11 protein-coding genes are annotated in these 10,955 nt (G+C 65.3%); 8 read left to right on the forward strand and 3 right to left on the reverse strand.

Annotation, left to right across the window (positions count from 1 at the left end; all coding sequences use genetic code 11):
- Positions 1–147 precede the first annotated feature (147 nt).
- The 3 genes from PIN31009_RS11500 to PIN31009_RS11510 all read left to right on the forward strand — a co-directional run bounded on the left by PIN31009_RS11500 (position 148) and on the right by PIN31009_RS11510 (position 2,746).
- Positions 148–1,188: an alpha/beta fold hydrolase gene (locus PIN31009_RS11500; RefSeq protein WP_150790331.1), complete on the forward strand. Its 1,041-nt coding sequence runs from the start codon at positions 148–150 to the stop codon at positions 1,186–1,188.
- Between the two features lie 188 nt (positions 1,189–1,376).
- A complete protein-coding gene (locus PIN31009_RS11505) occupies positions 1,377–1,994 on the forward strand; it encodes a sigma-70 family RNA polymerase sigma factor (RefSeq protein ID WP_150790332.1) in 618 nt (205 codons plus the stop codon).
- Positions 1,991–2,746, forward strand: a complete 756-nt coding sequence (locus tag PIN31009_RS11510) for an anti-sigma factor (protein ID WP_150790333.1) — start codon at positions 1,991–1,993, stop codon at positions 2,744–2,746. Before PIN31009_RS11505 ends, PIN31009_RS11510 begins: the two co-directional genes overlap by 4 nt.
- Positions 2,747–2,774: 28 nt before the next feature.
- Here the strand turns inward: PIN31009_RS11510 and PIN31009_RS11515 are convergent, their stop codons facing one another.
- The 3 genes from PIN31009_RS11515 to PIN31009_RS11525 are packed head-to-tail and all read right to left on the reverse strand — an operon-like array spanning position 2,775 to position 5,787.
- Positions 2,775–3,803 carry an ABC transporter substrate-binding protein gene (locus tag PIN31009_RS11515; protein ID WP_150790334.1) on the reverse strand — a complete coding sequence of 343 codons (1,029 nt, stop codon included), beginning with the start codon at positions 3,801–3,803 and terminating at the stop codon, positions 2,775–2,777.
- The gene (locus PIN31009_RS11520) at positions 3,803–4,132 is read right to left on the reverse strand and encodes a 4Fe-4S dicluster domain-containing protein (RefSeq protein ID WP_150685504.1); all 330 of its coding nucleotides are present in this window, start codon (positions 4,130–4,132) and stop codon (positions 3,803–3,805) included. Before PIN31009_RS11520 ends, PIN31009_RS11515 begins: the two co-directional genes overlap by 1 nt.
- Positions 4,129–5,787, reverse strand: coding sequence for an FAD-dependent oxidoreductase (locus tag PIN31009_RS11525; RefSeq protein ID WP_150790335.1), 1,659 nt, complete (start codon positions 5,785–5,787; stop codon positions 4,129–4,131). Before PIN31009_RS11525 ends, PIN31009_RS11520 begins: the two co-directional genes overlap by 4 nt.
- 167 nt (positions 5,788–5,954) lie before the next feature.
- On the opposite strand from PIN31009_RS11525, the gene PIN31009_RS11530 reads away from it, so the two are divergent.
- The 5 genes from PIN31009_RS11530 (at position 5,955) to epsC (ending at position 10,913) form a co-directional block, all read left to right on the forward strand.
- Entirely contained in the window at positions 5,955–6,848 is an 894-nt protein-coding gene (locus tag PIN31009_RS11530; protein WP_150790336.1) for a Crp/Fnr family transcriptional regulator, read from the forward strand.
- 282 nt (positions 6,849–7,130) lie between these two features.
- Positions 7,131–8,162 carry an ABC transporter substrate-binding protein gene (locus PIN31009_RS11535; protein WP_425495490.1) on the forward strand — a complete coding sequence of 344 codons (1,032 nt, stop codon included), beginning with the start codon at positions 7,131–7,133 and terminating at the stop codon, positions 8,160–8,162.
- A gap of 1 nt (position 8,163) precedes the next feature.
- Positions 8,164–8,958 carry an ABC transporter ATP-binding protein gene (locus PIN31009_RS11540; RefSeq protein WP_150790856.1) on the forward strand — a complete coding sequence of 265 codons (795 nt, stop codon included), beginning with the start codon at positions 8,164–8,166 and terminating at the stop codon, positions 8,956–8,958.
- A 53-nt stretch (positions 8,959–9,011) separates the two neighbouring features.
- Positions 9,012–9,884, forward strand: coding sequence for an ABC transporter permease (locus PIN31009_RS11545; protein ID WP_150790857.1), 873 nt, complete (start codon positions 9,012–9,014; stop codon positions 9,882–9,884).
- 93 nt (positions 9,885–9,977) lie between these two features.
- Positions 9,978–10,913 carry a serine O-acetyltransferase EpsC gene (gene epsC, locus PIN31009_RS11550; protein WP_150685500.1) on the forward strand — a complete coding sequence of 312 codons (936 nt, stop codon included), beginning with the start codon at positions 9,978–9,980 and terminating at the stop codon, positions 10,911–10,913.
- Positions 10,914–10,955 lie beyond the last annotated feature (42 nt).

A 10,955-nucleotide genomic window follows, 5' to 3' on the forward strand; every position in this document is an offset into this window, starting at 1 on the left:
GGCAGATACATTCGGACATAAATGGCCCGGCGGGGCCGGATATAACTCTCATCAGGCGTCCGGGACGCATCCCGACAGCCCTCTCCGGAGGGCTTCCGAACGATGCGCCGGACGCCCCCGACACCCAACTCAGAGAGGACATCAGTCATGTCGAATCCGGTCAACCTTCGCCGTCGTCGCATTCTCGGTACCACCCTCGCGGGCATGACGCTCGCCGACCTCGGTCTCAGCAATCTGGCCCGCGCGCAAACGCCATCGTCGCTTTCCGGCACGCTGGCGGGCGGGCACACCTCGTTCGAAGCCATTCGTCAGATCGACGCCGGCGACCTGAACATCGGCTATGCCGAAGCCGGTCCGAAGGACGGCAAGGTGGTGATCCTGCTGCACGGTTGGCCGTACGACATCTACAGCTATGTGGACGTCGCCCCGTTGCTGGCGGCGGCCGGTTATCGCGTGATCGTGCCGTATCTGCGGGGTTACGGGTCCACGCGTCTGTTGTCGGCAGCGACGCCGCGCAATGGCCAGCAGGCGGTCGTCGCGGCAGACGTCATCGCCCTCATGGACGCGCTGAAGATCGATCAGGCGGTGCTTGGCGGTTACGACTGGGGCGCGCGCACGGCCAATATCGTTGCTGCCATCTGGCCCGAGCGTGTGAAAGCGCTGGTGTCCGTGAGCGGCTATCTGATCGGCAGTCAGGAGGCGAATCGCCAGCCGCTGCCGCCGCAGGCCGAATTGCAGTGGTGGTATCAGTACTACTTCGCTACCGAGCGTGGTGCCAAGGGTTATGCGGAGAACACCGACGCATTCAACAAGCTGATCTGGCAGACGGCATCGCCGCAGTGGCGTTTCGACGACGCGACGTATGCCCGTTCGGCGGCGTCGTTCCACAACCCCGACCATGTCGCCATCGTGATCCACAACTACCGCTGGCGTCTGGGGCTGGCCAAGGGCGAGGCGCGTTTCGATGCGATCGAGCAACGTCTGGCGGGCGCCCCGGTCATCACCGTGCCGACGATCACGCTGGAAGGCGAGGCCAATGGCGCACCGCATCCGCCCGCTGCTGCCTATGCCAAGAAGTTCACCGGGAAGTACCGGCATCACGAGATCGGCAACGGTGTGGGCCACAATCTGCCGCAGGAAGCGCCCAAGGCCTTTGCCGACGCGATTCTGGAGGTCGTAACGCTCTGATTCGCGGGAGGTGAGCCGTCGGTGCATCCGAACGGGGATCCGGCACGTATGTCTGGGCATCCACACCATGCCCGACGACCATGCCCGATCTCCAGCTCACCAGTCGATCCCGGCGGCGGCAGTCCGGCGCAGAGGTGCTATATTTCCGGAAACCAACACGTCATGGCGATTCCGTTCGCCTTCACGACATGACTGACACACCAGGTACCACTGGACGGCCAGGCGATGTCGAGACCTCCCGCGCCGGGGCGTCTGACCCACAGGATGTGCGGCGCGAGCACCTGAACCAGACGCTGTTACAGGTCGGGCAAGGCAGTCAGGCGGCGTTCGGCGAGTTGTACAAGCTGACGTCGTCGCACCTGTTCGGCGTGATCCTGCGCATGGTTCGCGAGCCGGCAGAAGCCGAAGACATGCTTCAGGACGTGTTTGTCACTGTCTGGCGCCGCGCCGACGCGTACGACGCGACCCGTGGCAACGCCATGACGTGGCTGATCGCGCTGGCGCGCAACCGCACGATCGACCGCCTGCGCCAGCACCGCGAGGCCGCGCTCGACGACGAGCAAGCCCTCGATATCCCCGACGACAACCCCAGCCCCGCCGCCCTCGCCGAAGCGAGCGAAGATCGCCAGCGGCTGGAAGCGTGCATGGAAAAGCTCGAGGGCAAGCAACGCGCCGCCGTGCGCGAGGCCTTTTTCAGCGGTGCAACGTATAGCGAGCTGGCGGCGCATCTGCGCGTACCGCTCGGCACGTTGAAAAGCTGGATTCGCCGCAGTCTGATGCAGTTGAAAGTGTGCCTCGAACAATGAATACGCCGATCAACCGCGATGACGAAGTGCGCTGCGCCGAATACGCGCTGGGTGTGCTCGATCTGGACGAGCGCCGTGCGCTGGAGCAGGCGGCGAGCGCCGACCCGCAGCTGCAAGCGGTGATGGAGCGCTGGCAGCAGTACTTTGCGCCCCTCGTCGAAGACTTGCCGCCGCAAGCGGTGCCGCCACGTGTCTGGCTGCGTATCCGGAGCGATCTGGGCTTCCGCATCGATCAGGCTGCCAATGAGACCGGTAATCAAAGCGCGAATCGTCCGGCCAGCGAAAGCTGGTGGAACAATCTGGCGCTCTGGCGCTGGGTGGGTGCCGGTGCGAGCGTTGCAGCGTTGGCATTGCTGGCCGTAAATCTGACGACCCATGTCGGTCCGCAAGCCCCGACGGCCACCGTAGCCAGCACCTATATGGTGTCGACGCTGGCGCGTGCGGATGGCGTGGCGCACTGGACGGCGACCGTCGACGTTCAGAACGCCCGCATGGTGGTGGTGCCGGCCGACAAGCCCAACATTGCCGCCGACCGCGCGACCGAACTCTGGCTGATTCCGCCGAACGCAAAACCGATTCCGCTGGGTGTCTTTGCATCGGATCAACCGGCGTCCATGACATTGCCGCCGGCCATCCTCGCGCAGATCGACACGAAGGCAGTCTTGGCCGTCTCGATCGAACCGCCGGGCGGGTCGCCGACCGGCCAACCGACCGGTCCGGTGGTGGCGACCGGCGCGATCCACCCGGCCTGATGCCGGGGGATGCCACCGGTGGCTGCCGTCAGGTTTGCCACTGCTGCAACGCGAAATCGTTGCGAATGAGCTTGCCGTTCAGCAGGAAGCGTTTGACCCCGTCGAGAATCTGAATCCCCGAGGCGGGCAGCGGGTCGGCCGGATAGTTGGAGATCGGGTGCGAGATCCGGATCGCGTCCTCCGCGATACCGCTCGTATGCTTGTGGAAGTTGAAATACGCCTGCGGGTCGCGGTCGATATCGGCGAGTGCGGCACGCCGGGCGCGATTCCACGCGGCAGGCAACTGCGGAGCACGAGCCAGCACGTCGTTCGACGCCACGATGACCGACGACCCCAGCAACTCCGGGTGGTCGTTGGCGCGATCGATCACCGGATAGCCGGCGGCGGCCAGCGTCGGCCCGAGATCCGATTGCGCCGCATACGCCCCCAGCGAGCCGTGTTCCAGCGCCGCACCTGCATCGCGGCCGAGCATGTGAACCACGCGCGTGCGCCCCGTGAGGCCCGCGCCATCGAGCACGCCGAGCAGATACCGGTGAATGTACGAGCCCAACGGCACGCCGACCGACTTACCCTCCAGTTCCTTGATGCTCTTGACACCACCACGCGGCGTCAGCAGCCAACTCGCCAGCCCGATTTCCTCGAAGCCGATCAGGCGCCCTTTGAGCCCTTGCGAGCGCGCGACAACCGCAGGCGTGTCGCCGTAGATGCCCACGTCGAGCGTGCCTGAGAAGAACGCTTCGTTGAGATCGGGGCCGTTCTGGAACATGTCGAAGCGGACTTCCGTAAAGCCGAGCGGGGCGAGTTCACGCAGCAGATAGCCGCGCGAGAGCGCATATCCGGTGGGCGCGGCGGGCGCCCGTGCCGGGCCGATCACGCCGAAGCGAAGTGTCTTGCCGTTGTTGGTGGCGGCGCGTGCGGCACCGCCTGCAAGCAGCAGGCCTCCGGCGACTACGCCTCTGAGTAAGGCGCGACGCGTGGGGGAGACCGCCTCGTGAGCGGTCGAGTCATCGGTTTGCGAGTCCGTCAGTAAGATCGGGGAGAGCTTGTTTTGAGTCATCAATGTGCCTTCGTCAACAGAACATAACTAGCGTCGAGCGCTGCCGTGGAGCGCCGCCCGGGCCCCCAGCCGACCGCATCGCGGTAGCTGCCCCACAGCGACGCCTTCAGCGCGCTCGCCTCGTCGGCGGTGATGTGCCGGTCGGCGTGGGCGGCAACAAACAGCGCGTCTTCCGGGCAATACAGTTCGCACATGAAGCACGTCTGGCAGTCGTCCGGCCGGGCGATTTGAGGAATACCGTCCTTCACCGCGTCGAACACGTTCGTCGGGCAGGCGCGCACGCAGATGTTGCAGCCGGTGCAGCGCGCTTCGTTCACGATTTCGATCATGCGAAAACTCCGTCGTTTTCCGGGGTGAGCACCGCTGACTTCACGGCTTGCCGGCGCACCCAGATGTCATCGAGACCGCCGCTGATCAGGCGGTGATGCTGGCTGTCGTCGGTGGCGGCATAGTCGACGCGGCGATGCATGCCGCGCGTCTCGGTGCGTTGCTGCGCCGAGCGGTACATCCAGCGGGCCGTCGCCACCATGGCTGCGGCCTCGCGGGCGCGTACGGCTTCGGCTGCCGTTTGCGCGGGCGCACTGGCGCGCAGTTGCGCCCACAGCGTGTCGAGCCGGCCGAGCGAGTCTTCGAGCCCGTCGGCACTGCGCCACCAATTGCGCTCATACGGGAACACTTCGTCCTGCACCGCCTTCACAATGTGCTCGCTGTCGATGGCGGCGTGCGCCGACGTGGAGGCAAGCGCGACCGTACCGGCGTGATACAACGTGCCCGCCGTCACGTCGCGATTAGCCCGGGCGTGACCGGCAGCACCGGCCCCCGCCCAGAAGCCCGACGACATCGCCCATGCCGCGTTGTGACTGCCGCCGCCGGTAAAGCCGCCGCAAATCAGCTCGCGCGTGGCCGCGTCGCCTGCGGCGTAGAGTCCGGCCACGGAGGTCGCGCAGTCGTTGCCCGTCACGTTCAGTCCACCCGTGCCGCGCACGGTGCCTTCCAGTCGCAACGTCACCGGAAAATGCTGTGTGAAGGGATCGATGCCGAGCCGGTCGAACGGCAGGAAGAAGTTAGGCTGGGCGGTGCGCATCCACGCACGAATTTGTTCATCGGCCAGATCGAGGCAACCGAACACCTTGCGGGTCTGAAGCTCGCGGGCGATGACGCCACGCCCGCGTGCCGAGCCCGCACCGTCGATCTTCACGCCGTCTTCGTCGTAGAACGTCGCCCACTTGTAGAACATCGACTTGGTGACCGACGCGAATGCCGGCCCCAGCCCGTAGGCGTTCGAGAATTCCATGCCGGAGAGTTCGGCCCCGGCTTCGGCCGCCATCAGTTGGCCGTCGCCCGTGAGCACGTTGCAGCCCAGCGCCCGGCTCAGGAACGCACAGCCGCCGGTGGCGATGACCACGGCGCCAGCGCGAACGAGCCACGTCTCGCCGGTCTGACGGTTCACGCCCGCCGCGCCTGCGACGGCACCGTCGTCATTCACGAGCAGTTCGAGGGCAGGGCTGTGATCGAGAATGCGCGCACCGGCTTCCTTCACGCGCTTGCGCATCAGGCGCATGTACTCCGGCCCCTGTACCGAGGTGCGCTGTTCTTCGCCAAACTCGTCGACGGGAAACGGGTAACCCCATTGCGCCAGTTGCTGAACATTGGTCCATGTCTGTTCAAGCACCCGGTCCATCCAGACGGATTCGGCCAGTTGCCCGCCCATCTCGAAGCGGCTCGCCTTGGCCCGCTCGCGGGCATCGCCCGTCGGCGGCACATACCAGACGGCGGTCCCTGACGGGGCCGTCGCACCCGACGTGCCGCAATAGCCCTTGTCCGCCAGCACGACGCGCGCGCCGTTGGCCGCCGCGCTGATGGCGGCCCACGTCCCGGCAGGGCCGCCGCCGATCACCAGCACGTCGGCTTCAAGTCGCTTGCCGATGAAGGCATCCGATACTGCATTCGCGGGTTTTCTCACCTGCGCATGGGTTTCACTCATTGGCACCACCTCCTGATCGTTGCTATCCGAAATGCGGAACGGCACCCGTCCCGCATGAATTTCCATATGCCGATTCGTCACTTGGCAGGCGCGCGAAACGGGGTAATGTGGTCAATTCCCCGCATCACCGCACCCCTCGATTCCTCTCTCTATCAGCCAGTGGCGACATGGAAGCACCCGCACCCGACGTACTCGATACGCCCCCCACGACCGACCCGCACGCCGCACCGGGCTACGCCAATCCGGGTCAGCGAATCGCCCTTCAGGCAGCGAGCCATTTGCCGTTGCAGTCGAGTGGCCGCGACCTGACGGCGCAACAGCGCGACATCGTATGGGCCGCGTTTCGCAACAACGCCGGCTTACGTAACTGGCCTGACGACGTACTCGACGCGCTTGTCGGCGCGGGGCATTTGCGGACCTATCCCGACGGCACGCTGATCTACGGTGCGGGGGAGGCCTGCCCGGACATTCACGTCATCCTCTCCGGCGTGCTCGAATGGGAGTGGTCGAGCCCCGAGGGCGGTCGTGCCGTCGAAGACTTCATCCCGCCCGGTGAAGTCGCCAACTTCATTGCCGTCTTGACCGGCGAAACCTCAGTACACAATCAGCGCGCGCGGGGTCTCACGCGGCTGTTTCATATCCCTGCCCATGCGCTCCATACCCAACTGGCGCGCGACCCGACGCTCACGGCCACGTTGCTGCGCCTGATTGCCGGCCGTGCACGCGGGCTTCACGACCGTCTGGGGCGGCATAGCCTGACCCCGTTCCGCGCGCGTCTTGCCTATCAGTTGCTCGCGCTGGCCAAACGCTATGGCGTGCCCGAGACCGCTGAGACCCACGGCGCCGCTGGCGGTATCGCGCTTAGCCTGCGGCTGTCGCAGGAAGACCTCGCGGCACTGCTGATGGCCTCGCGCCAGTACCTCAATCGCGAATTCCGCTGGTTTCTGGACCGGCACATCGTGCGCATCCGGTACGGGCGCATCACGCTGCTCGATCTGGCGCAACTGCGCGCCATCAGTGAAGGCGTCGATGAAGGACATTCTGGGAGCGGTGAGGCGTAACGATCTGTCACCAAGCCGACAGTGCTTCGCGTGATTTCTGCTACGCAAAGCATCGTTTCGACTTTGGCAGTGGCCATGAGCGACCTAATGGTTCTGGCAAAGGGCGAACGGCTTATGCCTGAGCGCCATAACCTTGTCTGATTTGCTTCGTTGACCGCGACGGCGCCGCGCCGCTACTTTCGGGCTTCTCTGCACCCATCCAGCCCGCCCTTGAGGACGCCCTCCGCCATGCGTTTTGCCCATTCCTTTCTGCACTCGCTGCACAAGCTCGCGCCATCGCCTCTGATCCAACGCTTCAAACCGTCCGGTATTCGTCGACACGCGCTGCGCCTGCTGCTGGTGGGCCTGTCGCTCGCCACTGCCGTGCCTGCGGCACACGCGGAAGGCCGCATCCGTATCGCCGAGCAATTCGGCATCGTCTATCTGCTACTCAACGTGGTACGCGATCAGCAACTGATCGAGCAGGAAGGCCGCAAGCTGGGCGTGGATGTCAAAGTCGACTGGGCGAAGCTGTCGGGCGGGGCCGCCATCAACGACGCCTTGCTCTCGGGCGCGATCGATATCGCCGGGGCGGGTGTCGGGCCGCTCATCACCGTCTGGGACCGGACGTATGGCCGCCAGAACGTGAAGGGCGTGGCGTCGCTGGGCAGCCTGCCGTACTACCTCATCAGCAACAATCCGAAGGTGCGCACGATTGCCGACTTCACCGAGAAAGACCGCATTGCCTTGCCCGCCGTGAGCGTGTCGGTGCAGTCGCGCGTGTTGCAATACGCGGCGGCCAAGCAATGGGGCGACGGATCGTTCGACCGGCTCGACAAGCTCACGCAGACCATGGCGCACCCGGACGCCGCCGCCGCGATCATTGCGGGCGGCACCGAGATCACGGGCCACTTCGGCACGCCGCCGTTTCAGGAGCAGGAGCTGGCCGCCAATCCGAACGCCCACATCGTGCTCGATTCGTACGAGGTGCTCGGCGGTCCGAGTTCGGCCACGGTGCTCTACACGACCGAGAAATACCGCAACGACAACCCCAAGACGTATCGCGCCTTCGTGCTCGCGCTCGCCCGGGCGGCGGACTTCGTCAAGCACCAGCCCGAGGCCGCCGCCGACATCTACATCCGGGTGAATCAGGCGAAGACCGACAAGAAGCTGCTGGTGAGCATTATCAAAGACCCGAAGGTGGACTTCTCGATCACGCCGCAAAACACGCTGGGGCTGGCGCAGTTCATGCAACGTGTGGGTGCCGTGCGTCATAAGCCGGCGTCGTGGCGTGACTACTTCTTCGCAGAACCCGCGCTGGGGCAGGGGAGCTGAGATGGCGGTGGTGCTTGAGGTTAGCGGCCTCGACATTGAATTCCGCAGCCATGGGCGGCGTGTGCAGGCCGTGAGCGATGTGTCGTTCGATGTCCATGACGGCGATCGTTTCGTGCTGCTCGGGCCGTCGGGCTGCGGCAAATCGACCTTGCTCAAGACGATTGCCGGGTTCGTGAGCCCGACGCGTGGCGAGATTCGCCTCGACGGGCAGCGCATCGACAAGCCCGGCATCGACCGCATGGTCGTGTTTCAGGAGTTCGATCAACTGGCGCCGTGGAAGACGGTCGTGCAGAACGTGATGTTTCCGTTGCGCGCGGCGCTACGGCTCTCCCGGCAGGAAGCGCGTGAGCGAGCGTTGGAGACACTGGATAAGGTCGGACTCTCGCGCTATGCCAACGCATTTCCGCACACGTTGTCCGGCGGCATGAAGCAGCGCGTGGCGATTGCGCGCGCGCTCGCGGTGCGCCCGCGCGTGCTGCTCATGGACGAACCGTTCGCCGCGCTCGATGCCCTGACCCGCTCCCGCATGCAGGAGGAGCTTTTGCGGCTGTGGGACGACACGCGCGTGACGCTTATCTTCGTCACCCATTCCATTGAAGAGGCCCTGATCGTGGGCAACCGTATTGTCTTGCTCGACGCCCAGCCCGGCCGTCTGCGTGCAGAACTCGATGCCGGTGCGTTCGCGCTCGACGACGTGGGCACGCCCGCGTTTCAGCGAGCCGCAACCCGCATTCACGATCTGTTGTTCGGCGAGGATGAGCCGGTGCCGCGCCAGTACGGCAAGGAGGCGTTGTGAGCCAGTTGCCCTCCGAAGTCGTCCGCCTGCGGCCCGCGCAGCGTCAGGAGCGCATTTATCCGCGTACGCCGCGTCGTGCCAGCACGCGCGAAGCGGTCGTCGAGACGGCGGCTGAGTCGAACGTCTCCGTCGATACTCAGCCGAGCCGTTGGGCGATCCCCGTCTCCGTCTGGCGCAAGCTCGCGATCGGCATCGTGTTGATCGTGCTGTGGGAAGTCGCAGCACGTCTGGTCGACAATGATCTGCTCCTGCCGGGGGCGGGCGCCACGGCCCGCGCGTGGTGGGACGGTTGGATCAGCGGCGAGTTACTGAGCCGTACCGCCGCGTCGCTATGGGTCTTGCTGCGCGGCTATGCGTTAGGGGTGCTTTGCGCCTTCGCGCTGACGTCGCTCGCGATGGCCAGCGCGACCGGGCGTGACCTGCTGGCGCTACTGACCGGCATGTTCAACCCGTTGCCCTCCATTGCGTTGCTGCCGTTGGCATTGCTGTGGTTCGGGCTGGGCACGGGCAGCTTGCTCTTCGTTCTCGTACACGCGGTACTATGGCCGCTGGCGTTGAGCATCTACACAGGTTTCGAGGCGGTTTCGCCGACGCTGCGCATGATCGGGCGCAACTACGGACTCTCCGGATTGCGGCAGGTGGCGTGGATTCTCACCCCGGCGGCACTGCCCTCGGTGCTGTCCGGGCTGCGCGTCGGCTGGGCGTTTGCGTGGCGCACGCTGATTGCTGCGGAACTGGTGTTCGGTGCGAATACGGGCGGCGGCGGGCTGGGTTGGTATATCTACCAGAACCGCAACGAGCTTTATACCGATCGCGTCTTTGCCGGTTTGCTGACGGTGATCGTGATCGGGCTCATCGTCGAGCATCTGGTCTTCGACACGCTGGCGCGGGTGACCGTGCGGCGCTGGGGCATGCAGACGGCCTGATATGGCCCGGTGCCTCGTGACTGGTAGCGACACGCGCCTCATTTCGACATTTCATTGCCGTCGACGGCAATTTCAAAAGCAGGAGCATCACTCGTGGCAGCGTTTGACATTGACGACGTCGTTACCTCATTGCACGCCGCGCGCGTTCGCTGGCGCGAGCGGCAGCGCCGCTTTCTCGAACCCGGCGGGCGCGACCTGCCGTCGCGCGAGCGGCTCGCCGACGTCGTCGGGTTACTCAAGGGCGTGCTGTTTCCGATGCGCCTCGGCCCGCTCGAACTCCATCAGCAGGGCGAAAACTACTACGTCGGTCATGCGCTTGCCAGTGCACTGAACGGCTTGGCGGAACAGGTGCGGCTCGAGTGGCGATACAAGGATCGGCACGACACCGACATCGATGCGGCGCTGGTGGAAGAGCGCGCCCACGTGGCGGTGCAGGAGTTTGCTCGGCGCCTGCCGCAGATTCGCGAACTGCTCGACTGCGACGTGCTGGCCGCCTATCAGGGCGACCCGGCAGCGGGCAGCGTCGACGAGGTGCTGCTGTGCTATCCGGGCATTCTCGCGATGATTCACCATCGTCTCGCGCATGAACTGTACCGGCTCGAACTGCCGCTGCTTGCTCGCATCATCGCGGAACAGGCGCACTCGGAAACGGGTATCGATATTCATCCGGGCGCACAGATCGGCGCGGGGTTCTTCATCGATCACGGCACGGGTGTGGTGATTGGCGAGACGGCCATTCTGGGCCAGCGCGTACGGGTGTATCAGGCGGTGACGCTCGGTGCGAAGCGCTTCCCGGCGGACGACGACGGCAATCCGCGCAAGGGTCTCGCGCGCCATCCGATCGTGGAAGACAACGTGGTCATCTACGCGGGCGCGACGATTCTGGGCCGCGTCACCATCGGTCAGGGTTCGGTGATCGGCGGGAACGTGTGGCTTACGCAAGATGTGCCGCCGTACAGCAACATCACGCAGGCCAAGTCGCGCAGCGAAGCCGGTGCGTCGTCGCGGGACGAGAGCGACCGGCTGTAACCCGGTCGTTGTTGCGCATCAACTGACAGAACCGGGCGACGC

Origin of the sequence: Pandoraea iniqua, assembly GCF_902459685.1 — a bacterium.
GTDB lineage: Bacteria > Pseudomonadota > Gammaproteobacteria > Burkholderiales > Burkholderiaceae > Pandoraea > Pandoraea iniqua.

Excerpts from the sequence above, each read along its gene's own strand:
- PIN31009_RS11500 (WP_150790331.1), top strand. The coding sequence starts at position 148 with ATGTCGAATCCGGTCAACCTTCGCCGTCGTCGCATTCTCGGTACCACC.
- PIN31009_RS11505 (WP_150790332.1), top strand. The coding sequence starts at position 1,377 with ATGACTGACACACCAGGTACCACTGGACGGCCAGGCGATGTCGAGACC.
- PIN31009_RS11510 (WP_150790333.1), top strand. The coding sequence starts at position 1,991 with ATGAATACGCCGATCAACCGCGATGACGAAGTGCGCTGCGCCGAATAC.
- PIN31009_RS11515 (WP_150790334.1), bottom strand. The coding sequence starts at position 3,803 with ATGACTCAAAACAAGCTCTCCCCGATCTTACTGACGGACTCGCAAACC.
- PIN31009_RS11520 (WP_150685504.1), bottom strand. The coding sequence starts at position 4,132 with ATGATCGAAATCGTGAACGAAGCGCGCTGCACCGGCTGCAACATCTGC.
- PIN31009_RS11525 (WP_150790335.1), bottom strand. The coding sequence starts at position 5,787 with ATGAGTGAAACCCATGCGCAGGTGAGAAAACCCGCGAATGCAGTATCG.
- PIN31009_RS11530 (WP_150790336.1), top strand. The coding sequence starts at position 5,955 with ATGGAAGCACCCGCACCCGACGTACTCGATACGCCCCCCACGACCGAC.
- PIN31009_RS11540 (WP_150790856.1), top strand. The coding sequence starts at position 8,164 with ATGGCGGTGGTGCTTGAGGTTAGCGGCCTCGACATTGAATTCCGCAGC.